This window comes from Lysobacter korlensis (assembly GCF_042434515.1).
Window position 1 is genome coordinate 1,734,915 of the sequence record NZ_JBHLTG010000001.1, and the last position, 25,898, is coordinate 1,760,812.

Consider the following 25,898-nt stretch of genomic DNA (forward strand, 5'->3'; position numbering starts at 1 on the left):
ACCACCGACGTGCGATGGCATCCGTCCCCGTAACTGCCTCAGTGCGGACGCTGTGGCGTCGACGCGGTCGTGGTCGACACCGTCGTGGTCGAAGTGATCGAACCCGACAGCTGGTCGCTGCTGCTGTCGTTGGAGTCGCTCTTCGATGCCGACGTGACCTCGCGGGTAGCCTCGGCGAGCGATTCACGCCCGGTGCGTGCCGCTTCCTTGGCCTTTTCCTTGGCTTCCATGGCCTTCTCCTTGGCCTTGTCGGTCAGGCGGTCGCTGGTCGGCCCCATGAGCTCGTTTTCTTTGCGAGTCGTGGGAATGATGGCGCCGAGCATCGCACCAGCGGCGATCGCGAGCGCGCCAACGGCCATCGGGTTCTCTTCCAGCATGCGATGCAGCCCTTCGTTCGCACGCTGGGCGCCGCTGCGGACCGAACCGGCCGCGCCGCGTGCCTTCTCACCGACCGTGCTGGCCGCATTGCGCGTCGTTTCGCTGACCGAATGCGCCGCATTGCGGGTCGACTCGCTGACGCGATGGCCGGCTGAGCTGACCTTCTCCTTCGCCGAATCGAGCTTGTCGCGAGCCGCATCCAGCTTGCCGCCGCTGTTGCTGTTGCTGTCGATCGAGCCGGTTGCGTACATCGAGGAGGTCGATGTGCCGGACAGCCCCGAAGTCGAAGTAGAGCTCGAGCGGTAGGTCGAGGTGCTCGAGTTCGGCGACTTGTTGCGGCCCGAATACAGCCACACGAGGCCGGTCGCCGTCAGCAGCGCGGGGACCGGGTTGGCCTTGATCGTGTCAGCCAGGTTGCTGGCGAACTGGCCGCCGTTGCCCTTGCCCATGCTCAGCATGCGGTCGAAGATCTCGCCGGGCGAAAGCTTGCTTTCGAGTGCCGAGACGATGTCCTCGATGTGACCACGCTTCTGGTCGATTTCACGCTCGAGCTGTGCCGGGTCCTTATGCGACTCGGCGCGGATGGTGTCCTGTGTATTCATTGCGTCCCTCCTCGAATGGCGTTCTTGTCCTTGCGGAGCGAATCGACGGTGCGCTCAGGCTTCAGCGACTCGCTGTCGAACTTCTTCTTGCCGGCCGACACCATTGCGTAGCCGATCAGCAGCGCGCCTGCACCCACCAGCAGTGCTGCCAGCCACGGTGCCATGACGTTGCTCAGCGCGTAGACCACTGCCATCAGCAGCACGACGAGGCCAGCGAGAGCCACCGCGCCACCCGTGGCGACTGCGGCCACGCCTTCCTTCGTCTCGCGAAGGTTTTCGCGCATTTCGCTCTTGGCGAGCGCGACTTCCTTCGTCAGAAGCGCAGGCACTTCGTGTGCAAGCTCGCGAAGCAGCGTGCCGATCGATGCGTCCTGGCTGCTGGTCGAACCGGCGGTCACACCGATCTCGCGGTTGTCGTCGAAGGCGAAGTTGTTGCCGTTCCCGTTGCCGTTTCGCGGCGTTTCATTGGGTCGGTAATCAGATCGCATGTTCATGAGTTGGTTCCTCCACGTTTGTCGTTCGAGGAGCGATCGAGGTCATTCGTGCCGGACGAACCCAGACCGCCGATCGAATCGGTGGACGAGCCCTTGCCCGAGGCGAGATTGCTCCCCGGTGAATAGTTGTTGAGGCCGGTCGTGCCGCTGCCGGCCGTGCTGGTTCCGGTCGAGCCCGTGCTGCCGGAGTTCGCGCCGATGCCGCTGGAAGCACCGCCGATACCGCTGCCGCCGAGGGTGGAAGCGCTGCTGCTGCCCGAATTGATCGAACCGGTCGAGCCGCTCAGGCCGCTGCCGCTGCCGCTCAGGCCGCTGCTGCTGCCGGTCGAGCCGAGGCTGCTGGAGCCGGTGGAGCTTCCCGTCGAACCGATGCTGCTGCCCGTCGAGCCCAGGCTGCTGGAGCCGCCGCTGAATTCGGCGCTGCCGCCGATGCCCGCGCTGGTGCCGGTGGAGCCGGAAAGGCCACCCGTCGCGCCGAGGCTGCTGCTGCCGTATGCGGAGCTACCGCTCGTGCTGGAACCGAGGTCCTGGCTGTACTCGTTGGTCGATTCGGTACCCGGGGTCTTGGCGCGTGCAAAGCGGGCGAGGCCAAAGCCGATGACCAGGCTGCCGGTGACGAACAGCGTCGGGTTCTCGCGGGCCATGCGGGTGATCTCGGACGCAATGTCCTCTCCGCTCTTCTCGCGCATGCGGGAAGCGAAGTTGTTCAGGCCGTCGGCGAAGTTGGTCAGATACTGCGACAGGTTGCCGATGTCGTCCTGCTTAAGTTCGGACGCGGCTGCCTTCACGCTACGGCCAAGCTTCTCGACGCTTTCGGCAGTGGTCTGTCGAGCGGTCTCGACATGCTTCTTGCCTTCGCTCTTGGCCTGGTCGGCCAGCTGGCTCGCGGTTTCCTTGAGGTCGACGCCGTTCTGGCCGCCTCGCGACGTGGCGTTGGACGCCTGGGTACCGCTCGGGTTCTGTGATGGTGTGGTCATGGATGCCTCCTGCGGAGTGGGTTGACGCGCCGTCGCATTGCGACGGCCTGACATCGGACCGGATAGGACCGATAGGGATCAGGCAACGCGTGGATCTCTTGGAGAAGTCAGCGTGCGGCCGCGGGGGTCGTATGCGATCGCTTCCTGCGAACGCGCGTCCGATGGGGCAGGACGTCGACATGGCCAAGGCGCGTTGTCTTCGTGCAGCGGGTCTGATCCCGGACTCCACCATCCGCTACAGCTGGTGACAGGGTTGTAAAAAAAACAAGGCCGAACTCGCGTTCGGCCGTGCTTTTCGAAGGTTTTTACGCGCCGATCGCAGCGTCTTAACGGCAACGCTAGAGCTAGGCCTCTGCAGAGCGCATCACGCTTTGCCAATCGCGCTCATAAGAACGCCGGTCGGGCTGCTCATCCGCCAGTATCGGCAGTGGCTTCTTGGAGCGTTGGATAGTCCGTATAGCCTGCCGCGCCACCGCGGTAGAACGTGGCGCGGTCGGCTTCATTGAGCGGCGCGTCTTCGCGAAGGCGGCGAACCAGGTCGGGGTTCGCAATGAAGGGCACGCCAAAGGCGACGGCATCCGCACGACCGGAGGCCAGCGCCTTGATTGCATCCGCACGGTCATAACCGTTGTTGACGATCCACGCGCCCGGGAACTTTGCACGCAGCGCGTCGTAATCAAATGGAGCGTAGTCACGTGGGCCGCCAGTCGACCCTTCGATAACGTGCACGTAGGACAGTCCCAGCGGCGCGATGCGTTCGAGTGCACGCTCGAACAGCGGTTGTGGGTTGGAGTCCGCACAGTCATTAGCGGGAGTCACCGGCGAGATACGAACACCCACACGCCCGGCACCGATCTCGGCCACAACAGCCTCGATGACCTCGTAGAAAAACCGCGTGCGGTTTTCAATGCTTCCGCCGTACGCGTCGCTGCGCTTGTTGGTGCCGTCCCGCAGGAACTGATCGATCAGGTAACCGTTCGCGGCATGCACTTCCACGCCGTCGAAACCGGCGGCGATCGCCTTGCGCGCCGCATGCCGGAAATCGTCGATGACGCCGGCGATCTCCTCGAGTGCGAGCTCCCTGGGCTCGGAAACATCCACGAAGCCGTCGGCAGTGAACGTCTTCGTTTCGGCGCGGATCGCCGACGGAGCGACCGGCACTTCCCCTTCCGGCAACAGGCTGACGTGCGAGACGCGACCGACATGCCACAGCTGCACGACGATGCGGCCGCCCCTGCGGTGCACTTCGTCGGTGACCGAACGCCAACCCGCGACCTGATCGTCACTGTGTATCCCCGGGGTGTCGAGATAGCCCTGGCCCAGCGGACTGATCTGCGTGGCTTCGCTGATCAGCAACCCGGCCGAGGCCCGCTGGCCGTAGTACTCGGGGGCAAGCGGCGAGGGCACCTGCCCGGCGATGGCGCGGTTGCGCGTAAGCGGGGCCATCACGACGCGGTTGGCGAGCGTGATGTCACCGAAACGTGCGGGGTCGAACAGGGATGGGGTGTTTGCGTGCTTCGTCATCGGGATCCTCCGGGGAACGGTCTGGCGCCGGCAGTGGCGCCGGCCATTGCTCCGAAGTTGGGGCTGGCGCGCGGAACAAACGGGCGGGTCGCGCAACGCTGTGTCCGCGGCATGAGCCTCGATGAGCGCACCCGCGGGCCCGGAGGGTCACTTGGGCTCGATGTACGCGCTGGCAATGCGCTCGACGTCGGCTGCGGCACTGCGCACGCGCTGCCGGTCAGCCTCGATCGCCAGCGCGTGCTCGGCACGTTCCAGCGCGAGTCTGGAGCATGCGAGGGCCGCGACCGCATACCTGCGGTCGCCCAGCCCCGCCAGCACCTGCAGTGTTTTCTGCAAGCGGATGCCGATCTCGACCATCGAAGCGCCATCACGCCCGATCGGTGTAAACAGGTCATCGAACAGCTCGCCGACGGTGGTTTCCGGCACGTGCACGAACGGGAACTTCGGGCCTTCTCCGGCACGCTCGCGCGGCTCGGTCCAGATCGACATCAGGCGCGCCGCGCGGCCCAGCACGTCGATCGCCGTGCCCGGGTCGTTGACCGCAGGCGACAGCGCACGCGATGCGATCTCCGCGAGCACGGCCGTGCCGAACCTCGGGTCCTGGTCGAACGAGCGCGTGTCGCCCACGTTGAACGCGGCACGGGCGCGGTCGATGTCACCTTCGACCATGAAGCCGTGCAGCAACGCGAGCGGCCGCCCCGGATGCACGTAGGCGCCGGGCGCGGAACGCACGAAAACCTTCACGGCGCCGCTGCGGGTCAGGTCATGCAGCGCGCTCATGTCCACGTGCTGCACGTAGCCCATGCGGTCGGCATACACGGGCGTCGTGTCGCTCGGCATCTGGTCTTCGGCAGGGTACGGATAGCCGCCGAGGAACGGATACTCGTGGCGGTCCCGCATTGCACGCGCCGCGGTTTCCTCGACGCGGTCCGCCGTTTCGCCTACACGGCCGAGGCGCAGCACATGGTCGATCCATCGCAACAGCGTGACGACGATCAGCACGATGACCGCCAGCGTTGCGACATAGATCACGACGAGGCCGCCATTGCTGTACAGCCCGGATTGCAGGGCAATCAGCCCGACCAGGCTGAAGAGGAATGCGCCGACGAACGTCGATAGCGCGTTCTGCGCCGTATGGTCCTGGCTCAGTAGCCGGGTTGCGCGCGGCGTCGCATGGTTCGTCGCCGATGCATGCGCGGCCACGAGCGTGCTCAACGAGAAGATCGTCACCGACAGCATGCTCGTAGCGAGGATGCTCAGCAAAGCGTCCACCGCCTCGGCGCCGATCTTGCCGGGGATGTCGGCCGGGATGTACCGCCGTGCCACGCCCGCGAACAGTGCGGTTGCAACGCCCAGCACCGAGAACGCTGTGGCGCGGAACCACAACCGCCGCGCGATCTGCAGCAGCACCCAGCGCAAGCGCGTATTCATCGCACGCGGCCCATCGTTTCCAGGCCTCTCCACGGCGGATTGCGGCGAACCGCATCGCTATCCGCTGCGAAGCGCAAACCGGGCGATCGCCTGCCAGCGGCAAACACCATGCGGTCGCGTGCATGGCACAGGTTGGAATGCACCGCTGTTTGATCTCCTGCCTCGATTCGAGCGTGATCTTCGCCGCGCTCCGGAACACCTGTCGATCCGGCGTTTCACGCGCCTTTGCGCCACGAGTCGCAGTCGTCGCGGTCGCCGCTGCAATAGCCCGGCCCGGCGACACCTCGCGCCGTCGGACTGCTGCGGCACTGGAATACCGCGGCGACGGTGATTGGCCGGCGAAGGGCGCAACCGGACGCAAGCACGCGATATGTCCGGTCCGGCCGGTGCTGAACTACGTTCGCCGAGATGTCGCAAAAATGCATCAGCCCCGCGTCCAAAGTGATAGCGTTTCGGTAACGAATCGTATTCCGGCCTGATGAACCCTTCGACCGAGCTGGTGACCCCGCTGGATCAGTTGGCCGCCGTGTGCGAGAACGCGACGGTCGCGCTGTTCGTGATGGACGATCGCCAGCACTGCATCTATATGAACCGGGCGGCCGAGGCGATGACCGGCTACAAGCTGGAAGACGTCAAGGGTGCGCCGCTGCACGATTACGTGCACCACACGCATCCGGATGGTCGGGCGTTCCCGATCGATGACTGCCCGATCGATCGGGCCGCACCGCAGAACAACCAGGAGCAGGGCGAAGCGGTCTTCGTCCACAAGGACGGGCATTTCTACCCGGTCGCGTTCACGGCCAGCCCGATCCGGCGCGAAGGCCGGGTCATCGGTACCGTGATCGAGGTCCGTGAAGTTGCCGAGGAGAAGCAGCGCGAGGCGGCCGAGCTCGCCATGCGCGAACTCGCCGAGTTCCTGCTTCGTGAAGTCCGGCTGGAGCGGATCGTGCAGGGGGTCACCGACACGGCGACGCGGCTCACAGGCGCGCAGTTCGGCGCGTTCTTCTACAACGTGACCGACCCCGAGCGCGGTGCGCTGACGCTGTACACGTTGTCCGGCGTCGAGCGCGAGAAGTTCGCGCGCTTCCCGATGCCGCGTGCGACGCCGCTGTTCGGGCCCACGTTCGCGGGCGGGGGAACGGTTTGCATCGGCGACGTCCTCACCGATCCCCGTTACGGGCAGTGGGGACCGCATCGCGGAATGCCGCCCGGACACCTGCCGGTGCGCAGCTACCTGGCCGTGCCGGTCATGTCCGACCGCGGCGAAGTGCTCGGTGCACTGTTCTTCGGCCACGAGCGGCCCGACGTGTTCGGCCCTAGCCAGGCACGGTTTGCCGAGTCCTGCGCGGCGCAGGCGGCGATCGGTGTCAGCCGCGCGCACCTGTTCCAGGATGCGCAGACCGCACGCGAGCGGGCCGAATCCGAAGCGCGTGAGAACGAGCGCCTGTACCAGGAGGCCGCACGCGCGAACCAGATGAAGGACCTGTTCCTCGCGACGGTGTCGCACGAGCTTCGAACACCACTGACCGCGATCCTTGGCTGGAGCGACATGCTCGCGTCGAAGAGCCTCGCACCGCAGATGGTCGACAACGCGGTGGCCAGCATCGCGCGCAGCGCGCGTGCGCAGGCGCAGATCGTCGAAGACCTGCTCGACATCTCGCGCATCGTCAACGGCAAGCTGCAGCTCCAGCTGCGACCGGTCCAGCCGGCGTCGGTGGTCGCTGAAGCGGTCGATGCCGTGCGGCCCGCGGCGCTGGCCAAGGGCATCCGGCTGGAGTTCGAACAGGGCGGGCACAGCGGCGAGATCAGCGGTGACCCCGATCGGCTGCAACAGGTGGTCTGGAACCTGCTGACGAACGCGGTCAAGTTCACCGAGGCGGGCGGGCGCGTGCGCGCCTGGCTCGAGCAGAGTAACGACGAGATCGAGATACACGTCAGCGATACGGGACGCGGCATCGAGACCGAGTTCCTGCCGCGCCTCTTTGAGAGCTTCAGTCAGGTTGATTCGTCCTCTACGCGCGAACACGGCGGCCTCGGCCTCGGGCTTGCGATCGTGCGTCACGTCGTCGAGCTGCACGGCGGCACGGTGTCGGCCTTCAGTGCAGGGCCGGGCCGCGGCTCGCGTTTCACCGTCCGCTTGCCGGTGGCCGGGCAACCCCGTCAGCTGCCGTCGGTAGACGCACCGCTGCCGCGGGACCCGGCGCTCGACGCCGTGCTGGAAATGCCGCAGGAACTCGCAGACCTGCACGGCACGCGCGTGCTGCTGCTGGAGGACGACACGGACTCCAGGCAGGTGCTGACGCTGATGCTCGAAAGCCGCGGTGCGCTCGTGAAAGCATGCGCGTCCGCGTCCGAAGGACTGTCGGCAGTCGGGGCGTTCGAGCCCGCCGTCATCATCAGTGACATCGGCATGCCGGTCATGGATGGCTACGAGTTCATCCGTGCATTGCGCGAGCAGGAAGCGACTGAAGGCCGCTCACCTGCTCCGGCAGTTGCGCTGACTGCGTATGCACAGGCGTCCGACCGCGTGCGTGCGCTCTCGAGCGGATTCCAGATGCACGTCGCCAAACCCGTGCACCCGGCGGAACTGCTTGCGGTGGTTGATTCGCTGCGCAGCCGGCCCGGCATGGCTGCGGCGCAGCAGGTGCCTGTCGATCCTTGATTTGGCGTCGCGCCGCGCGTCGTTCACGGACGCGCGCGGGTGGCTTCACCTGGGCCTTAGACGGTGCAGACCGGGCTGCGCTCCGATTCAGCGGTACGCGTGTCGTCCGTCGACCCGCCGGGCCAGCCATTGCGCGGCCCCGCATGCATAAAGGTGCACTGCTGGCTCAGTACGCCAGCCCCAGCCCTTCCGCGACGCGCCGGCCGTAATCCGCATCGCACTGGCGGAAGTGCTCGACCATGCGCCGCTGGATCTCGCGTTCGCACTCGCTCAACGCGCCGACCAGGTTGCGGATGAGCTCGTCGCGCTCCCAGTCCTGGAAGGTTCGATAGCGCTCGCCCGCCTGGGCGTAGTTGTTCTCGCGACTCAACAGCGGATGCACCACGCTGCCATGTGCGAACGCCGCATGCGGCTCGCCTGGCATCTGCGCGAGCTTCAGCCCATCGCGTGGGCTGGACTCGTAATTGCCGTGCGGGTCTTCGTCCGCGTTGACGCCGCCGACGTGATCGCTCATCGGGCTTTCGCACGCCTCGGCCGCCACGTGTGTACTCGGCCGGTTGACCGGCAGTTGCAAGTCGCTCGAGCCGACGCCGTAATGCTGCGTGCCCGCGTACGGCAACGTGCGGCCGCACAGCGGCGGGTCGTCGCACAAATCCATACCGTCGACCAGCACGCCCGTGCCGAAGGCGATCTGTTCGACTTCGGCGAAGTAGTTCTGCGGGTTGCGATCGAGCACCACGCGCCCGACCGGTAGCAGCGGATACTGCTCGGGCGGCCAGATCTTCGTGGGGTCGAGCGGGTCGAAGTCGAGCTCGGGGTGCTCGCCGTCTTCCATGATCTGCACGGCCATCTCCCATTCCGGGAAGTCGCCGCGCTCGATCGCGTCGTAGAGATCCTGCGTCGCGTGGTTGAAGTTCGTCGCCTGGATCCGGTTCGCCTGCTCCTGCGTGAGGTTGCGTTCGCCACCCTTCGGCAGGAAGTGGTACTTCACCAGAACGGCCTGGCCGTCATCGTTGACCCACTTCTGGGCACGCGCGCCCGAACCGCGCATTTCGCGATAGTTCGCCGGGATGCCCCACGGGCTGAAGAGCCACGTGATCATGTGCATCGCTGACGGCGTATCGCTGACGAAATCGAAGATGCGGCGCGGGTCCTGCCGGTTGGTCACAGGATCGGGCTTGAATGCATGCACCACCTTCGGGAACTGCATTTCGTCGCGGACGAAAGACACCGGCAAGTTGTTGCCGACCAGATCCCACAGGCCGTCGTCGCTATAGAACTTGATCGCGAAGCCGCGCGGATCGCGCAGCGTCTCGGGGCTGTGGCCGCCGTGGATCACGGTGGAAAAGCGGATGAACAGCGGCGTGCGCTTGGCTCGTTCCTGGAACAGCATCGCGCGCGTGTACTTGCTGACCGGTTCGCCGCCGACCGCGCCGTATGCCTCGAAATATCCGTGGGCGCCGGCATTGCGCGCGTGTACCACGCGTTCGGGAATGCGCTCGCGATCGAGTCGCGGCGTCTTGTCGAGGAAGTGATAGTTCTCAAGCAGCGTCAGGCCGCGATCTCGCACGGCGCCGCTGTCGTTGCTGTCGTAGGACGTGTCGCCCTGGCGGGCAGTGAGGACGGGCGACCCGCACTCGCCGCCGCTTCTTTCCTGATCGTCGTTCACGTCGGCTCCATGGCGGGTTTTGCGCGGTGAGGTGGCGCCGCGCTCCGCCTGCCGGAGCTGCGACCGGCGAGGAAAATAAGCGCCGGCTCATCAATTCCGCGTGGACAGCGACTGCCGTCGCCTGCGCCGTGTGCCGCCCGCTCACACCATCCAGAGCACCACGCAAAGCGCGAGCGCAGCCGCGACCAGCGACAGGCTGAGCCAGCTCATGCGCGAAATCGGCAGCGACGTCACCTCGTGTGACTGCAGCCGCTGCGCGATTCGGGACGCGCGACGATACGCAAACCAGATCACCGCCGCGCCGATGAGTACGAATGCTGTCGCGACCGACTTCGCAAGCCATTCCGGCTGGAAATCGCGGAGCAGCGCCCGGAAGCCGAGCGCGACCGCGATCGACGCCATGCCGGTTCGCATCCAGCTGGCGTACGTGCGCTCATTCGCGAGCAGCGTGCGATCTTCCGCAAGGTCGGTGCGGTCGCTCGCAAGCTCTTGGCTGCTCTCGTCCTTTGAGGCCATGCCGGACGTGGTCCGCGATCAGGCCTTAGTTGAGCTTGCCGAGGCTGCTGTCGAGCACGCGCTGAAGCTTACGTGCCGCGCCGCTGACTGCCGAGGCGATGGTCGCTGCATCGTCGGACGCGACGACCGGCGGGCGGCCTTCCAGACGCGCTTCGAGCAGGCAATGCTTGTCGTTGTCACCGGTCTTGCCCGCATTTGCGTCATTGAGGTGCACCTCGACGCGTGTGATCTGCTTGGAGAACCGCCCCAGTGCGGATTCCAGCGTCTGTTCGACGTGTCGGGCGACCGAGGGGTCGTGCTGGATGTTGTGGTCGGTGTTGATCTGGATATGCATGCGTGAGTCCTCAAAGTGGTTGTGGTGGTGGCGGGCGCGCGGTCCGCGGATCATTCGACGACTTAGGTCGGCGTAACGGTTTGTGTCAGTCGCGTAGCCGACAGGTCATCCCGTTGTAGCGCGCTGAGTCGCACGGCCGCCCGCTACTCGCGAAGGCGGGCAGGGCCGCCGCAGGCGCGGTCACCGTTGTCGCGAGCGATCCGCCGGGCTGCCCTGGTTCTCGTCGAGGCCGTTGTGTCCAACGCCAGCAATGCCGCGCTGATCCAGACTCGGTGGGTCTTCCGCGTTGCGCGCAGCTTCGCGCCGCTGGTCGTCGCCGGTACCTGCCAGATCCTGCCCGCTGTTTTTCTGCAGGGCCCCGGCGCCGTTGTTGTGCGGTTGAACGCTCATGGATCGCCTCCTGTGCGAGGAAGCCACCGGTCCCGCGGTCTGCGCGTTCGCGTGTCGGCCTCCAGGAAACTCAGGCTGCCGCTTGGCCGGTAAACATCGCGTGACCCGCGCGCGTCGCCGCAGGGCTCACCGGTGTCCCGGCGCCTTTTCGCCCTCCGTGGCGGCCGTGGCTGACGCCGCGCTCAGCACGTCGTACGCCGCGGGCGACCAGACGCGCCACGTGTGCCCGCCGTCATACACACGCACCTGCCTGTCGGGCAGTGCGTCCGCGAGCAGCGGCATGGCCTTGCGAAAACGGTCATCGGCGCCATAGGCCAGCCAGACGCGCGACGCTTCGCCTGGGCGCTGCGAGAGCTGCTGGATATGGCGCCATAGTTCACGCTGCCACGTCCGCTCGTCGACCGGTTGCTTCGGGCCCGGCGTCCATCGCGCGACGCCTCCGGCGCGGCGGATCTCATCGAGGATCGCGCGCTGACCCAGAAACGGTGCGAGCAGGACGATGCCGTCGACTGCCCCGGGATGCTCCCGGTCGTAAAGCAGACTGCCCATCCCGCCGAGCGAGGCGCCGACCAGCCATACCGATCGGTATCCGCGCCTACGCGCCGGCTCGATCACTTCTTCATGCAGTCGCGAGGTGGCCCTGCCGGCCATGTAGTAGTCGAGCGTGAGCTCGGCCAGCACCACGTCGGCATCCGGCCAGGCTCGCTGTGCGGCGGGCACGATGCCGCTGGCACGGAGATCCCCCAGGTCGTCTGCGCGTCCGGGCAGCACGACCACCAGGCGCGTTCCGGGCGGCGAGGGCGCAGGGAAGAGCGCGGTGGGGATCGGCGTCCGCGGGTCGCCATGCGCCCGGCAAGCAACGAGCAGGGCCGCCAGTGCGATTGCCGCGCACCCTCGGATCAACCGGGCGATTGTCGGATAGGACTGCACCAGTGCGTCTCCTCGGCGTCGAACACTTCGTTCCGATCAAGCTTTGCGCCTGCCAGCCGTTAGGCGATAGAACAAATCGGGTAGACACCTCGTGACAGGCGCGCAGAATGTCGAGCGCGCAGTCGTCCGCCCTGGCCCGCGCGCGTGCTCTGACCGCAACCTGTCGCAAGCGCCCGGTGGCCGGGCGACGCGTAGCCGAGCGGGACGGTATTGCCCCCGACCTGTCTTCACCCTGGATGCCCACCGATGTCCGTCAGCGCGCAGGAGTTCCGGATCAGCGTCGTCGGCCTCGAGCGCGGCATGTTCGTCGCACGGCTCGACCGCCCCTGGATTGGCACCGGTTTCCCACTAGAAGGCCTTCGCATTGCGGACGACGACGAGATTGAACGCCTGCGTCGCATGTGCAGCCACGTCTATGTCGACCCGTCGCGGGGCAGGTCTCCGGACGTTCGGCACATCCTTCTCGAGGACGACCGCGTAGTCCGCCGGGTCCGCGGGGAGGACGAAATCGACAACCTGCGCAGGACCCGCTGGAACGTCGTCGCCGACTTCGGCGAGGAGCTGGGCAATGCGCAGAAGGCGCACGCCGAGCTCGAGACGCGGGTCGGCGAGGTGATCCGCGACCTCCAGCGCGGCGGAAAGCTGGATCTGCAGAAGCTCGCGGACGGCGTCGACACGATGATCGAGTCGATCACGCGTAACCCGGCCGCGTTCCCGTGGGTCATGGAGCTGCGCCGCACCTGCGACTACAGCTACCAGCACGCGCTCGGTTGCTCGGTCTGGGCCGCGACGTTCGGCCGGCACCTCGGACTCGAACGCGACGAGCTGCGCGAGTTGGCAATGGGCGGGCTGCTGTGCGACGTGGGCAAGCTGCGGCTGCCCACTTCGCTGCTGATCAAGACCGGGCCACTTACCACTGCGGAGGTAGCGCTGTTGCGCGGCCACGTGGAGCAGGGCGTACGCATCGCCGAAGAGACCGATGGCATTTCGCCCACGGTCGTGCGGATGATTGCCTCCCACCACGAGCGCCACGACGGCAGCGGCTACCCGCAGGGGCTCAGCGAACTGGACATCCCGATCCACGCCCGAATCATCGGCATCATCGACAGCTATGACGCGATGACGAGCGTGCGCCCGTATGCACCGAGCCGCTCGCCGCACCAGGCGGTGATGGAGCTCTACCACGGTCGCGACCGATTGTTCCAGGGCGAACTCGTCGAGCAGTTCATCCGCGCGAGCGGCATCTACCCCACCGGCTCGCTGGTCGAGCTGACCGACGGCACCGTCGGCGTCGTCATGAGCGTTAACACGCTGCGCCGACTGCGACCGGTCGTAATGCTGCTCCTGGATCAGTCGAAGATGCCGCTGCGCGAGTTCAAACCGATCGACCTCAGCGAAGTTCTGACCGACGCGGACGGGCAGCCGCTGAACATTCGCGGCGGCCTGCCGCGCGGCGCGTTCGGCATCGACCCTGCCGCGCTGTTTCTGGATTGAGCGGGAAAGCAATGGACGCGATGCAGGACGAACTGACGGGCTTACGCAACCGGCGCAACTTCCTGTCGCTGCTTCGCCGCTGCGTTGCGATCTCCAACGAGCAGCGGGCCGCGATGGGCCTGGTCGTGGTCGACGTGGACGGGTTCGCCCAGTTCAACAACGTCCACGGGTACAACGTCGGCGACGCGCTGCTCTGCCACCTCGGGTCAAAGCTCGGCGAGGTCGCGCGCGGGCACGACTACGTCGCGCGTATCGGCGATAACCGCTTTGCGCTGATCCTCAATCGCGTCCTCAATGCCGGGCACGTCGAGCTCGCGATCCAGAAGCTGTTCCGCCTGCTCGACGTGCCGTTCCAAGGGCAGGGCGTGCGATGCACGGTCCCCGTGACCGTGGGCGCGGCGCTGTGCCCACTCCACGCCAGCCAGCCCGAGGTGCTGCTGCGTCGCGCGGAGGGCGCACTCACACGCGCCAGGGCCGCGGGCAAGCGACACGACTACGCGCCCGACTCGACCCCGGACCTCGACATCTCCGACATGTGGGACCTCGAGATGCAGCTGGGTGGCGCGATCGAACGTGGCGAGATGGCGCTGCATTACCAGCCGCAGGTGTGCGCCAGCACGCTGCGCATGGTGGGCGCCGAAGCGCTGATGCGCTGGAAAAGCCCGTCGCGGGGAATGGTATCGCCCGACGTGTTCATCCCGGTGGCCGAGCGGACCGGGCATATCCGCAAGCTCACCGCCTGGGCGCTCAATACCGCGCTCAGGCAGGCTGCGGAGTGGGGTTCGGTCGAACCCGTGACGGTTTCGGTCAACCTGCCCGGATCGCTCGCGACGCAGCCCGACCTGCCAGAACTGGTCGATGCCGCGCTCAAGCTCTGGGGCAGCCCGAGCGTGCAGCTGGTGCTGGAAGTCACCGAGAGCTCGCTGATGGACGCCGAGCGAGCGTTCGCTGCGCTGACGCAGCTGCGCGCACTCGGCGTGCGCATCTCGATCGACGACTTCGGAACCGGTTACTCGTGCCTGGCGTACTTCAGGAACATCCCGGCTGACGAGCTGAAGATCGACAAGACATTCGTGCGGTCATTGCTGACCGACCAGGCCAGCATGGACATCGTGCGCCTGATCGTCGAGCTCTCGCATCGCTTCGGCCTGAGCATCGCGGCGGAAGGGGTTGAGGACCAGGAAACGCTCGCGGTGCTGCAGGGACTGCGGTGCCAGACGCTGCAGGGCTATCTTTTTGGACGCGCGATGGCGTCTGCCGAGCTGAGGCAGTGGCTGGCGGAACGACGCGCTGCAGACGCCGCGTAGCGGAGCAGGGGCCGCCAGTCGGGACGCCGCAGCGCGCGCGGGGTCTAGGCGGCGCCTAAGCGGGCTGCCACACGGATCAGCCGTCAGGCTGGCTGGCGGCCGGCTGTGCTCCGCGCGGTCTTCAGCCGCTGCGGCTCAGACTGCCCGCGAAGGGGCACTACGAGGGTTGAAACATGAGCCCGGGAGTAGGCGCCGGGCCCCGGCCTGTCGCGTCAGGGCTTCTTGTCAGCGCGTGGTTTGGCCGGAGCGACCGGCGTGCCGACGCTGCCGGAGAGGTTCTGCTGGAATTCCTTCCACATCGTCAGGTTGCGCTCGGTCAGCTGGTTCATCAGCGTCCAGGGCGTCTGGCCCAGCACGCTCCCCATCTGGCTGCGGAACTGCTGCTGCTGGTCGAGGAACACCTGCATCGAGCGCTCGAGGTAGCTGCCCATGAATCCCTGCATCGAGTCACCGTAGAAGCGGATGATCTGGCTCAGCAGCTGGGTCGAAAGCACCGGCTCGCCGTCCTGCTCGTGCTCGGAGATGATCTGCAGCAGCACCTGGCGCGTGAGGTCGTCACCGGAGCGCGCATCGCGGACCTCGAAGTCCACGCCGTCGACGATGAGCTGTCGCACATCCTCGATCGTGATGTAGCTGGAGATCTCGGTGTCGTAGAGGCGGCGGTTCGGATACTTCTTGATGACGCGGTTCGATGCCATCGAGCGGATGCCGGAAACGTGGTGCCTTGCAGCATGGCGCAGCCCCGAAAAGCTTGCAACTTTGAAACGCTATGTCGCGCCGGCGCGGATGAGCGGTTCAGTACCTGTCTTGTCCCGCTCGCGGCAGCACCCACGGGAGTGCTGCCGCGTCAGCTGCATTACCAGCCCATGTACTGGCCGCCGTTCGCGGACAGGTTCGCACCCGTGATCCAGCCGGCCTCGTCGGGGACGAAGAAACCCACCGCGTACGCGATCTCGTCCGGGGTGCCCAGGCGCCCGGTCGGAATCTGCGCAACGATCTTATTGCGGACTTCCTCGGGCACGGCCATCACCATGTCGGTGCCGATGTAGCCCGGCGATACGGTATTCACGGTGATGCCGAAGCGGGCGTTCTCCTGCGCGAGCGAAATCGTGAAGCCGTGCATGCCGGCCTTCGACGCTGCGTAGTTCGCCTGTCCGTACTGGCCCTTCTGGCCGTTGATCGAGCTGATCTGGACGATGCGGCCCCACTTGCGGCTGCGCATGCCGTCAATGACCGGGCGGGTGACGTTGAAGACCGAATTGAGATTGGTGCGGATGACGTCGTCCCACTGCTGGAACGTCATTTTGTGGAACGTCGTGTCGCGCGTGATGCCCGCATTGTTGACGAGGATGTCGACCGGCCCGATCTGGCGCTCGACCTCACGCACCATCTGCTCGGCGTCTTCGGGCGATGCGACGTCGCCTTTGGCGAGCGCCACGTCAAACCCTTCATCCTTCATGCGCTGCTGCCAGGCACGCGCTTTGGCCTCGTCGCGATAATTTGTGGCGACGCGATGACCCATGCGTGCGAGGCGGCAGATGATCGCGGTTCCGATGCCGCCGGTTCCGCCGGTAACAAGTGCTGCGCGTGGCTCCATGTCCTGCTTGCTCCTATGCCCGAAGAAGACCGGTGATTATGTGTTCATAAATGTGAACCACATGTTGACGCGGCCGTGCGCTGGACGCCTGCCCGGATCAGGTCCGGGTCGAAGTTTGCGGCGGCGCTTCGCAGCCAGTCCGCAGGGCTCCCGTCCGCCGGAACCAGGGTCGCGACCTGGCCCAGGCGTTGCCATGCCGCATTGAGCGCCTGCACCGGTCGCCGCGGATCCACCGCCGCATCACCTTCCGACTTGGAAAGCTTCCGGCCCGCCGCGTCGGTCACCAGCGGCAGATGGAGATAGCGCGGAGTCGGAAGGCCCAGCCTGCGCTGCAAAAGAATCTGTCGAGGCGTCGAGTCCAGCAGGTCCGCCCCCCGCACCACGTCGGTGACCTGCTGAGCCGCGTCATCGACCACAACCGCAAGCTGGTACGCCCACAGGCCGTCAGCGCGACGAAGCACGAAGTCGCCGACGCTCGCGGCGACGTCCTGCTGCTGGAAGCCCTGCAGCGCGTCGTGGAACCCAATCACCGACCCGTCGGGCACGCGCAGACGCACGGCCGGATCCGCGCGGCGACGGCGAGCGACGCATTCGCGGTGAACGCCGCCGGTCGCCGCAAGATCGGACCGGCTGCAGTGGCACTCGAACGCAAGCCGGTCGCTCAGCAGCTGCGCGAGGGCCGCCTCGTACAACGCGTGCCGGCTGCTCTGGCAGACCACCGGGGCATCCGGCACCAGCGCGCACGCGGCAAGCATCTGCAACTGGCGGGACGCCGCCCCGGGCACCTCACGCGGCGGGTCGAGGTCTTCGATTCGCACCCACCATTCGCCACCCGCACGCCGCGCGAGCAGCCAGCTGCCCAGTGCGGCGAGCAGCGATCCGGCATGGAGGTCGCCGGTCGGCGACGGCGCGAAGCGGCCGCGATAACGCGGCGCTGAATGAGGTTCAGGGGCGCTTGGAAGATCGCGCAAGTCCAGGCTCTGCAGCTTGAAAACGGTGCGAGCCTGCCACATTTTTTTTGCGGCCGCGCATGGGGCGCGGGCAGGGTGCAGGTATGTTCAAACGGGTCGGATTGTTTCTTCTCACCAACCTTGCGGTGCTCGCGCTGCTGAGCATCGTGATGGGCGTGCTTCGTGCGTTCGGCTTCAGTTTCGCCGGCAACGGCGGACTGCTGGCGATGGCGGCGGTGTTCGGCTTCGGCGGCTCGCTGATCTCGCTGATGATGTCGAAGTGGGTCGCCAAGCGCATGACCGGCGCGCACGTGATCGAGCAGCCGCGTAGCGAGACCGAGCAGTGGCTGGTCTCGACCGTGCGGCGACAGGCCGACGCAGCCGGTATTGCGATGCCCGAGGTCGCCATCTACGAGGCGCCGGAGATCAATGCGTTCGCCACCGGGCCGAGTCGCAACAATGCGCTCGTCGCGGTTTCGACCGGGCTGCTGCGCGCGATGGACCGTGACGAGGCAGAGGCCGTCCTCGCCCACGAGGTCAGCCATGTCGCGAACGGCGATATGGTCACGATGGCGCTGATCCAGGGCGTGCTCAACACGTTCGTGATCTTCCTGGCGCGCGTCGTCGGGCGGGTTGTCGACGGCTACCTCAGCGGCAATCGCGACGGGGGACCGGGGCTGGGCTACTTCGCGATCGTGTTCGTGCTCGACCTCGTGTTCGGCCTGTTCGCCAGCATGATCGCGATGTGGTTCTCGCGACATCGCGAGTTCCGGGCCGATGCCGGCGGCGCCAGTCTCGCCGGTCGGGAGAAGATGCTCGGCGCGTTGCAGCGGCTGTCGCAGACGTACGGAGCAACGACGCTGCCGAAGCAGGTCGCCGCGTTCGGGATCAGCGGGGGTGTGGCACACGGCCTTCGCCGTCTGTTCATGAGCCACCCGCCGCTCGCCGAACGCATCGAAGCACTGCGTCGGGCCGAGCTGCCTGCGCGCAGCGGGTACATGGTGGGCTGACCGGCGCGCTGGTCGACTCAAGCAAAGAGGCCCGCATCCGCGGGCCTCTTGCGTATCTGCAGCCTGTCTAGCGTTGCGTCAGAACTCGTAGTCCATGTCCGGGCCGGCCGGCGCCAGGAAGTGGCCCTGCGCGTAGTCGACGCCGGCGGTGAACAGCACCGACATCGTGCTCGCGTCGCGGACGAAGTCGACGATCGTCTGCTTGCCGAGTGAGTTCGCCTTCTGCGCGATTTCCCGCAGCCGCTTCTGGTGCTCGGGATTGTTCGGCAGGCTCTCGGTGAAGCTGCGGTCGACCTTCAGCAACGCCGCGTCGACATGGCTGAGCAGCTGGAACGAGTTCAGGCCGGCACCGAACTGCTCCAGCCCGAGTCGCACGCCGCTACGCGAGAGCTGGGTCAGGAAGTCCTGGGTCTGGCGCAGGTGGGTGAATACCTTCGATTCTGGCAACTGCAGCACCAGCAGGCTGCCGTCGGCGCCGTGCCTGGCGAGCTGGTCCTCGATGTGGCGGACGAGGCTGTCATCGTGCAGCGAGCCCTGCGTGATCTTCACCAGGAGTGTCGTGCGACGGCCCGCGCGCAGCCGCTCGCCGATCATGCGGATCGCCTCGGCCACGACCCAGCGGTCGATTTCCCATAGCAGCCCGTGCTCCTCGGCGATCTGCAGGAACTGCATCGGGGCGAGGTTCTCGCCCGTTTCGCTGCGCAGACGCAGGTACGCCTCATACATTTCGCCAGGGTCGCCGTGCAGGCTGACCAGCGGCTGGTAATGCATGACGAACTGATCGGAATCGAGCGCCTCGCGGATCCGGCTGACCCAGGCCTCGATGCGCTCTTCTTCGGCGCGGTCGACGGCGCCCGGGTCGAACAGTTCGACGCGGTTGCCTCCGACGCCGATCATCTGCTGCAGGCCCTGGCTGGCCTTCGACAGCACGGCGGTGAGGCTTGCGATCTTCTCGCCGATCTGCACGCCGCCGATGCTCACGGTGAGGTTGAGCGAGCGGCTTTCTGTCTCGATCACGTGGTCGGCGAATGCCGCACGTACCGCCTCGGCGCGATTGGATGTGGACAGATGGTCACTGTTGCGGCTGAGCACGGCGAACTGGTGCTCGCCGAAGCGCGCTGCGATGTCGTCCGGGCCGAGCGCGCTGCGCAGGCGCTGCGCGAAGGCCGCCGCCAGCGCGTCGGCCGCATCCAGCCCGACCTCATTGAGCAGCTTGCCGTAGTGGTCCGGTTCGACCAGCAGCAGCCCGTGGTGGGAGGCGTTCTGGGCCGCGTCGGAGACGGTGTCCTCGAGTGCGCGCAGGAACGTCGGGCGGTTCAGCAGGCCCGTCACCTGATCGCGCTGGCGCAGCTCCTCCACTTCGCGGGCGAGTTCGGGATCGAGCTCCTGCCGGCGGAATACCAGCTGCAGGCAATGCTCGCCCTCGTAGGTGGCCGGGCTGAACTCCATCACCGCCGGGAACGGATGTCCTTCGAGCGTGCGGGCTTCCACCTCGTACCGCGGTGGCGGCGCTTCGCCCTTTGAGAGCTTCTTCAGCAGCTGCTTGAAGCCGTCGACGTGGCCCGGCGCGATCATGTCGAGCAGCGACATGCCCTCGACATCCTCGAACGACTCGTAGCCGAACGTCTCAAGGTAGGCCGAGTTCGCCCGGATGTGCATGCCTTCGTGGACGTAGGCGATCGGGTCGCGCGATGACTCGATCAGCGCGTCGCAGCGCCGCTCGGTCTCACGCACCTGCGCTTCGAGCCGGCGAAGCGCGCGGCGGGCCTCGAGGTCGGTCCACTCGTTGCGGATGACACTGACGACGTGGTCCAGGCGCTCGCGCAGTACGACGCTGCGCGCGCCGAGATCCAGTGCATCGAGCAGGGCGGTGTCGTCGACGCTGTCGAGCAGCATCAGCACCGGCAGGTCCTTGGCGCTCGCCGACACGCGTTGCATCAGCTGCTCGACCGGAACGCTGCGAGCGTTACGCGCGGCGATGATCAGGTCCAGCGGCTGGCCGGCGAGCTGGGTGGCCAGTTCGTCCTCGGTTTCAGGGCGGGACGGGCGCACGGCGATGCCCTGGTTGCGCAGGGCGCTGACGATCGATTCCGCGGCTTCGACGCTGTCGTCGATGACGAGCAGGCGGAGCACGGCGTCTTTTCCAAGTTGCATTCGCTACCTCCGTCGCCTGGGGTTATGACACGAAGCGCGCCTGCCAGTCCATGCGACTTCCTACAAAGGGCGCTTGCCCGGATCGCCCGCCACCTCACGGACCAGACGCGGGACCAGGTAACCCGACAGCCGTGCGGCCAAGCCCGCGTGCAGCGCCCGCGCCCGTCCGTCGTCGACCTCGAAGTGGGCCGCGCCCTGCACCCGGTCCAGCTGGTGCAGGTAGTACGGCAGCACTCCGGCCTCGAACGCGCGTTCGCTGAGTGCAGCAAGCGCATCCACCGAGTCGTTCACCCCGCGCAGCAGCACCGCCTGGTTCAACAGGGTGGCCCCGGTTGCGCGGAGACGTCCTAGCGCGTTATCGACGCCGGCGTCGAATTCATTAGCGTGGTTCGCGTGTAGTACCACCGTCACCGGCCAGCGCAGCCCGGCGATCCAGCCAATCAGCTCTTCGTCGACCCGCTCAGGCAATACGACCGGCAGGCGGGTGTGGATGCGCAGGCGCCGTACGTGGCGCGCCGAGGCGAGGGCGTCGGTCAGGTCGCGGAGCTTGCCGGTGACGAGTGACCACGGGTCGCCGCCGGACAGGATGACCTCATCGATCTCCGGATCGGCGGCGATCAGCGCCGCCGCGTCGCGCCAGCCGGCCGCCGCGGCGGTTTCCTCGGCATAGGGAAAGTGCCGGCGGAAGCAGTAGCGGCAATTGACGGCGCAGCTGCCGGTCGCGATCAGCAGCGCCCGGCCGCGGTACTTGCGGATCACGCCGCTGGCCGCCTTGGCGGCGCCGTCGCCGACCGCGTCGAAGCGGAACCCCGGCAGCGCGCGCATTTCGTCGTCGAGCGGCAGCACCTGCCGCAGCAGCGGGTCGTGCGGGTCGCCGACGCGCATGCGGGCGGCAAACCCGCGCGGCACGCGCATCGCGAACTGCGCAGCGGCCTCGTCGCTGATCGCGAGCGCGGCAGGATCGAGCTTGAGCAGGGTGAGCAGTTCGCGCGGGTCGCGGATCGCGTCGCGCCACAGGTGTTGCCAGCGGGTGGCGGCAGCGGCGGGCTGCAGGGTCAGGGGGGCTGCGGGTATCATGCCGATCCAGTTTTGCTCGCGTCAGCCCACCGGCGGCGACGCAGCCCGACATTCTAGCCGCGCTGCCTCCGATGACGGTGCGGCGGTACTCACCATCACCCAGGAGTTTGCAATGGCCACCCTCGGCATGAACGACGTCAAGACCGGACAGAAGATCCTGGTCAACCGTGAGCCGTGCATCATCACCGAGACGGAGTACGTCAAGCCGGGTAAAGGCCAGGCGTTCACCCGCATCAAGTTCCGCAACATCAAGAACGGACGCGTCGTCGAAATGACGATGAAGGCGACCGACAACGTCGAGGTCGCGGACGTGGTCGATACCGACATGCAGTACCTCTACAGCGACGGCGAGTACTGGCACTTCATGAACCCCGAGAGCTTCGAGCAGTTCCAGGCCGACAAGGCCGGAATGGGCGGTGCCGAGAAGTGGCTCAAGGGCGAGGAAGACTGCGTGGTCACGCTGTGGAACGGCACGCCGATCGCCGTGCAGCCGCCGAACTTCGTCGAGCTCAAGATCACCGAGACCGACCCGGGCGTCCGTGGCGACACCTCGGGCGGCGGTGGCAAGCCGGCCACGCTGGAGACCGGCGCGGTGGTGCGGGTGCCGCTGTTCGTTGCGCAGGACGAGACGATCAAGGTCGACACGCGCTCGGGCGAGTACGTCAGCCGCGTCAAGTGATTCCCAGGCCTGCCGACCGCGGCAGGCGTTACGACGGGGTGGCCCCGCCGTGCGGCGCATGAGCGCAGCCCGGCGGTTCGTCCCATCCGCAAAGCGAGAAGCCCATGTCGAGCGAGCCCCAAGCCGAGTACTGCGACCTACTGATCGAAGCCGGCTGGGTCCTGCCCGTGGTACCGCACGGTGTGGTGCTCGAGGGCTATGCCGTCGCGGTGACGGGCGGCGTCATCCAGGCCCTCCTGCCGATCAGCGAGGCGAGGGCGCGCTTTGCCGCACGCGAGGTCGTCTCGCGGCCGGACGCGGCGCTGATGCCCGGCTTCGTCAACGCGCACACGCATAACCCGATGACGCTGCTGCGCGGCATCGCCGACGACCTGCCGCTGATGGAGTGGCTCAACAACCACATCTGGCCGGTCGAGGCCGCGGTGATCGGGCCCGCGTTCGTCGCCGACGGCGTGACGCTGGCGGTCGCCGAGATGCTGCGCGGAGGCACCACCTGCGCGAACGAGAACTACTTTTTCCCGGACGTGCAGGCCGCGGTCTACAAGCGGCTCGGGTTCCGCGCCCGCGTGGGCCTGCCGGTCATCGATTTTCCGACCGCGTGGGCGAAGACCTCGGACGAGTATTTCGACCGTGCGATCGAAGTGCACGACCAGTGGCGTGATGACGCGCTTGTCGGCACCGCGTTCGCGCCGCATGCGCCTTACACGGTCTGCGACGCGAATTTCGAGCGCGTCCGAATGCTTGCGGACCAGCTCGACGTTCCGGTTCACCTGCATACGCACGAGACGGCACAGGAAATCGCCGACTCGATGACGCAGTACGGCCAGCGCCCGTTGGCGCGGCTGGACCGGCTGGGACTCGTCAACGACCGCCTGATCGCGGTGCACATGACCCAGCTCACCGACGCCGAAATCGCGATGTGCGCCGAGCGGGGCGTCAGCGTCGTGCATTGCGCCGAGTCCAACCTCAAGCTGGCATCCGGCTTCTGTCCCGTCTGCAAGCTGCAACACGCGGGCGTGAACCTCGCGATCGGCACCGACGGCTGCGCGAGCAACAACGACCTCGACATGTTCGGCGAGACCCGCACCGCGGCGCTGCTGGCGAAGGGCGTCGCCGGCAACGCCTCCGCGCTCGATGCGCCCAGCGCGCTACGTGCCGCCACGCTCGGCGGGGCGAAGGCGCTCGGGCTCGACGCGCAGATCGGTTCGATCGAGCCCGGCAAGCAGGCCGACCTGGTCTGCGTGACCCTGGCCGAGATCGAAACCCAGCCGCTGCACCACGTGATCTCGCAGCTCATCTACGCGACCGGCCGTCATCAGGTCAGCGACGTCTGGATCGCCGGCCGCGCGCGACTTCGCGAGCGCACGCTGGTCGATCTGGATCCGCAGGCCCTGATCGCGAACGCGCGTCAGTGGCGGGAACGGATCCGCTCGGTTCGGGCCTGACCTGGTCCGAACCGGCCGCGGGGCATGATCCTCGCGCCGCCGTGCGGGCCTCGTGCCCATCCTCAGCTGCACACCGGCGCGATCTGCGCCGGCAACTCCCGGAGATCCGTTCGTGACCTCGCAGCCACGTAGCCCTGAAGCCAACTTCCGGCAGGCCGAGCTTGACCGCTTCGGCGCGCTCGCCAGCCGCTGGTGGGACCCCGACGGTCCGCAGCGACCGCTGCACGCGCTCAATCCCGTCCGGCTGCGCTATGTCGCCGACCGGGTGGCGCTGCGCGGCGCCGACGTGCTCGACGTGGGCTGCGGGGCGGGGCTGCTCAGCGAAGCGCTCGCGCTCGAAGGTGCGAACGTGACCGCGCTCGACCTCGCGCCCGAGCTCGTTCGGGTGGCCCGGCTGCATGCGAAAGAGACCGGCATCGACGTCGATTACCGCGTCCAGCCGGTCGAGGAGCTCGCAGTCGAGATGCCGGGCCGTTTCGACGCGGTCACCTGCATGGAGATGCTCGAACACGTGCCGGACCCGTCCGCCGTGATCGAAGCCTGCACGCGCCTGCTCAAGCCCGGCGGCACGCTGTTCCTGTCCACGCTCAACCGCACGCCCGCCGCGTTCGCGCTGGCAATCGTCGGCGCCGAATACATCGCCCGGCTGCTGCCCAAGGGCACGCATCAGTACAGCGATTTCATCCGCCCGTCCGAGCTGGCCGCGTGGCTGCGAGATGCCGGGCTGGTGTTGCAGGACGTCAGCGGGCTCGCATACGAGCCTTGGCGCAATGCTGCTCGGCTGACGTCGCGCACCGACGTCAACTACGTCGCCTGCGCGACGAAGCCCGCATGAGCACGCGTTTTCCCGCGGGTGTGCTGTTCGACCTCGATGGCACCTTGCTAGACAGCGCGCCGGACATGCTCGCAGCAGTCAATGCGATGCGCGCGCGCCGCGGCCGGGCGCCGATGCTGCTCGCGGAACTTCGGCCGCATGTCTCGAAGGGCGCGCGGGCGATGGTCGGTGCGGCCTTCGCCGACGTCGATGCCGCGCAGCGCGAGGGCTGGATCCCCGAGTTTCTCGCCGATTACGAGCGCGAGCTCGGGCAGCACGGGAAGGCGTTCGAAGGCGTCGAGCAGATGCTTCGCATTCTCGAGGCGGCCGGTACGCCCTGGGGCATCGTGACCAACAAGCCGGAATACCTGGCGGCGCAGCTGGTGCCGGTGCTGGGCTGGCAGGACCGTTGCGTCGTGCTGATCGGTGGCGACACCCTGCCGGTTCGCAAGCCGGACCCGCTTCCGCTGACCGTGGCTGCCGAGCGCATGGGCGTGCCTGCCAGCCAATGCGCGTACGTCGGTGACGACGAGCGCGATATCGCCGCCGCACGCGCCGCCGGGATGCCTTCGGTCGTGGCGCTCTGGGGATATCGGCTGTCCGAGGATGACCCGGTGTCGTGGCGTGGCGACGTGCTGATCGAACAGCCGGCGGAGCTGTGCTTGGCCGAAGCCTGGCCGCGGTTCGAATGACGGCCGCGCCCGCTGGGGATGGGAGCGCCGACGACGCGCTTTCGAGTTTCTATCGCAAATGGCTCGAACGCTGGCCCGAGTGGCCGGTGGTCGAAGTGTTTGTGATTCCTCAGCGCCGGGAGACCGCGATCGCCTGGGCGGCGTTGCAGCAGGAGCTGCTGGATGCTGCGTGGGGCGGTAGGGAGTCCAATCCGGGCGAGCTGAAGCTCGCTTGGTGGTCGGAGGAACTGCTGGGCTGGGCCCAAGGGCGCCGCCGCCACCCGCTGGGCCGTGTATTGCAGCGGGAAACCGCGCCCTGGGACACGCTTGCGCTGGCGCTGCCAACGCTCACGCGCAGCCGCGAGCGGCCGCTCGACCCGAACGATGCGTTCGCATCGATCGAGCCGGCCGCCTCGGCCGCGGCCGGGATCGACAGCGCGCTGTTTGAAGGATCAGCGACTGCGGCAGATACGGTCGCGGCGACGTGGCTCGCTTGGCGCGTGCTCCAGCATGGTGAGTCCGCGGTCCCGCTTGCCGTGCTGGCCGAGGTGGGGCAGGGCGATGGGGCGCAGCGCTGGCGTACCGAGCTTCTCCGCCGCTGGCCGAGCCAGCGCGGTGCCACGCGCCTCAGAAGGCTCTGGGCGTCGCTGGCCTACTCGCGGCTGGAGTCTCCGGGGGGTCGTGCGCCTGCGTCTTGGCGGGTGCTGTGGCGCGCCTGGAACGCCGCGCGCAACTGACCGTTGCATGCCGCGGCCGGGGCTCAGCGGCCGTGCCCGTTAGAATGGACGGGTTG

General features: G+C 67.2%; 24 protein-coding genes. 9 read left to right on the forward strand and 15 right to left on the reverse strand.

All coding sequences use genetic code 11. The features are described 5' to 3' along the window. Positions 1 to 38: 38 nt before the first annotated feature. From ACFFGH_RS08170 to ACFFGH_RS08190, 5 genes are all read right to left on the reverse strand, one after another. On the reverse strand, positions 39 to 980 hold the full coding sequence (locus tag ACFFGH_RS08170; protein WP_386666820.1) for a DUF3618 domain-containing protein: 942 nt from the start codon (positions 978 to 980) through the stop codon (positions 39 to 41). Then, on the reverse strand, positions 977 to 1,474 hold the full coding sequence (locus ACFFGH_RS08175) for a phage holin family protein (protein WP_386666822.1): 498 nt from the start codon (positions 1,472 to 1,474) through the stop codon (positions 977 to 979). The genes ACFFGH_RS08170 and ACFFGH_RS08175 overlap by 4 nt, the downstream gene beginning before the upstream one ends. After that, complete coding sequence (locus ACFFGH_RS08180) at positions 1,471 to 2,505, reverse strand: hypothetical protein (RefSeq protein ID WP_386666825.1); 1,035 nt, start codon at positions 2,503 to 2,505, stop codon at positions 1,471 to 1,473. Before ACFFGH_RS08180 ends, ACFFGH_RS08175 begins: the two co-directional genes overlap by 4 nt. 354 nt (positions 2,506 to 2,859) lie before the next feature. After that, the gene (locus ACFFGH_RS08185) at positions 2,860 to 3,975 is read right to left on the reverse strand and encodes an alkene reductase (protein ID WP_386666828.1); all 1,116 of its coding nucleotides are present in this window, start codon (positions 3,973 to 3,975) and stop codon (positions 2,860 to 2,862) included. 147 nt (positions 3,976 to 4,122) lie between these two features. Further along, the gene (locus ACFFGH_RS08190) at positions 4,123 to 5,406 is read right to left on the reverse strand and encodes a DUF2254 domain-containing protein (protein ID WP_386666830.1); all 1,284 of its coding nucleotides are present in this window, start codon (positions 5,404 to 5,406) and stop codon (positions 4,123 to 4,125) included. Between the two features lie 478 nt (positions 5,407 to 5,884). Here ACFFGH_RS08190 and ACFFGH_RS08195 point away from each other — a divergent pair, with 478 nt between their 5' ends. Beyond that, complete coding sequence (locus ACFFGH_RS08195; RefSeq protein ID WP_386666833.1) at positions 5,885 to 8,068, forward strand: hybrid sensor histidine kinase/response regulator; 2,184 nt, start codon at positions 5,885 to 5,887, stop codon at positions 8,066 to 8,068. Positions 8,069 to 8,234: 166 nt separating this feature from the next. On the opposite strand, the gene ACFFGH_RS08200 is transcribed toward ACFFGH_RS08195, so the two are convergent. The 5 genes from ACFFGH_RS08200 to ACFFGH_RS08220 form a co-directional block, all read right to left on the reverse strand. Next, positions 8,235 to 9,737, reverse strand: a complete 1,503-nt coding sequence (locus tag ACFFGH_RS08200) for a catalase (protein WP_386666835.1) — start codon at positions 9,735 to 9,737, stop codon at positions 8,235 to 8,237. Between the two features lie 141 nt (positions 9,738 to 9,878). Beyond that, the gene (locus ACFFGH_RS08205; protein WP_386666837.1) at positions 9,879 to 10,253 is read right to left on the reverse strand and encodes a YidH family protein; all 375 of its coding nucleotides are present in this window, start codon (positions 10,251 to 10,253) and stop codon (positions 9,879 to 9,881) included. A gap of 25 nt (positions 10,254 to 10,278) precedes the next feature. Then, positions 10,279 to 10,587, reverse strand: a complete 309-nt coding sequence (locus ACFFGH_RS08210; protein WP_386666839.1) for an HPF/RaiA family ribosome-associated protein — start codon at positions 10,585 to 10,587, stop codon at positions 10,279 to 10,281. Between the two features lie 180 nt (positions 10,588 to 10,767). Beyond that, positions 10,768 to 10,977, reverse strand: a complete 210-nt coding sequence (locus ACFFGH_RS08215; protein ID WP_386666842.1) for a hypothetical protein — start codon at positions 10,975 to 10,977, stop codon at positions 10,768 to 10,770. Between the two features lie 126 nt (positions 10,978 to 11,103). Continuing rightward, complete coding sequence (locus ACFFGH_RS08220) at positions 11,104 to 11,907, reverse strand: alpha/beta hydrolase-fold protein (protein WP_386666844.1); 804 nt, start codon at positions 11,905 to 11,907, stop codon at positions 11,104 to 11,106. Positions 11,908 to 12,153: 246 nt separating this feature from the next. On the opposite strand from ACFFGH_RS08220, the gene ACFFGH_RS08225 reads away from it, so the two are divergent. Both ACFFGH_RS08225 and ACFFGH_RS08230 read left to right on the forward strand, forming a co-directional pair. Beyond that, positions 12,154 to 13,401, forward strand: a complete 1,248-nt coding sequence (locus tag ACFFGH_RS08225; RefSeq protein ID WP_386666847.1) for an HD-GYP domain-containing protein — start codon at positions 12,154 to 12,156, stop codon at positions 13,399 to 13,401. Between the two features lie 11 nt (positions 13,402 to 13,412). Continuing rightward, entirely contained in the window at positions 13,413 to 14,708 is a 1,296-nt protein-coding gene (locus tag ACFFGH_RS08230) for a putative bifunctional diguanylate cyclase/phosphodiesterase (RefSeq protein ID WP_386666850.1), read from the forward strand. Between the two features lie 212 nt (positions 14,709 to 14,920). Here the strand turns inward: ACFFGH_RS08230 and phaR are convergent, their stop codons facing one another. From phaR to gluQRS, 3 genes are all read right to left on the reverse strand, one after another. Continuing rightward, positions 14,921 to 15,406, reverse strand: a complete 486-nt coding sequence (gene phaR / locus ACFFGH_RS08235) for a polyhydroxyalkanoate synthesis repressor PhaR (protein ID WP_386666852.1) — start codon at positions 15,404 to 15,406, stop codon at positions 14,921 to 14,923. Between the two features lie 158 nt (positions 15,407 to 15,564). Beyond that, the gene (gene phbB, locus ACFFGH_RS08240; protein ID WP_386666854.1) at positions 15,565 to 16,305 is read right to left on the reverse strand and encodes an acetoacetyl-CoA reductase; all 741 of its coding nucleotides are present in this window, start codon (positions 16,303 to 16,305) and stop codon (positions 15,565 to 15,567) included. A gap of 44 nt (positions 16,306 to 16,349) precedes the next feature. Continuing rightward, on the reverse strand, positions 16,350 to 17,276 hold the full coding sequence (gluQRS, locus tag ACFFGH_RS08245; RefSeq protein ID WP_386666857.1) for a tRNA glutamyl-Q(34) synthetase GluQRS: 927 nt from the start codon (positions 17,274 to 17,276) through the stop codon (positions 16,350 to 16,352). 83 nt (positions 17,277 to 17,359) lie between these two features. On the opposite strand from gluQRS, the gene htpX reads away from it, so the two are divergent. Next, positions 17,360 to 18,265, forward strand: a complete 906-nt coding sequence (gene htpX, locus ACFFGH_RS08250) for a protease HtpX (RefSeq protein WP_386666858.1) — start codon at positions 17,360 to 17,362, stop codon at positions 18,263 to 18,265. Between the two features lie 78 nt (positions 18,266 to 18,343). Here htpX and ACFFGH_RS08255 read toward each other — a convergent pair whose 3' ends face one another. Then, entirely contained in the window at positions 18,344 to 20,419 is a 2,076-nt protein-coding gene (locus ACFFGH_RS08255) for an EAL domain-containing response regulator (protein WP_386666860.1), read from the reverse strand. A gap of 60 nt (positions 20,420 to 20,479) precedes the next feature. Beyond that, the gene (gene epmB, locus ACFFGH_RS08260) at positions 20,480 to 21,496 is read right to left on the reverse strand and encodes an EF-P beta-lysylation protein EpmB (protein ID WP_386666861.1); all 1,017 of its coding nucleotides are present in this window, start codon (positions 21,494 to 21,496) and stop codon (positions 20,480 to 20,482) included. Positions 21,497 to 21,608: 112 nt separating this feature from the next. Here epmB and efp point away from each other — a divergent pair, with 112 nt between their 5' ends. From efp to ACFFGH_RS08285, 5 genes are all read left to right on the forward strand, one after another. Next, positions 21,609 to 22,175: an elongation factor P gene (gene efp / locus ACFFGH_RS08265; RefSeq protein WP_386666863.1), complete on the forward strand. Its 567-nt coding sequence runs from the start codon at positions 21,609 to 21,611 to the stop codon at positions 22,173 to 22,175. 104 nt (positions 22,176 to 22,279) lie between these two features. Continuing rightward, positions 22,280 to 23,620, forward strand: coding sequence for a TRZ/ATZ family hydrolase (locus tag ACFFGH_RS08270; RefSeq protein WP_386666866.1), 1,341 nt, complete (start codon positions 22,280 to 22,282; stop codon positions 23,618 to 23,620). Between the two features lie 112 nt (positions 23,621 to 23,732). Next, positions 23,733 to 24,455: a bifunctional 2-polyprenyl-6-hydroxyphenol methylase/3-demethylubiquinol 3-O-methyltransferase UbiG gene (gene ubiG, locus ACFFGH_RS08275; protein WP_386666867.1), complete on the forward strand. Its 723-nt coding sequence runs from the start codon at positions 23,733 to 23,735 to the stop codon at positions 24,453 to 24,455. Then, positions 24,452 to 25,126: a phosphoglycolate phosphatase gene (locus ACFFGH_RS08280; protein ID WP_386666869.1), complete on the forward strand. Its 675-nt coding sequence runs from the start codon at positions 24,452 to 24,454 to the stop codon at positions 25,124 to 25,126. Before ubiG ends, ACFFGH_RS08280 begins: the two co-directional genes overlap by 4 nt. Further along, positions 25,123 to 25,842, forward strand: coding sequence for a phytoene/squalene synthase family protein (locus tag ACFFGH_RS08285; RefSeq protein WP_386666871.1), 720 nt, complete (start codon positions 25,123 to 25,125; stop codon positions 25,840 to 25,842). The genes ACFFGH_RS08280 and ACFFGH_RS08285 overlap by 4 nt, the downstream gene beginning before the upstream one ends. Positions 25,843 to 25,898: the final 56 nt, after the last annotated feature.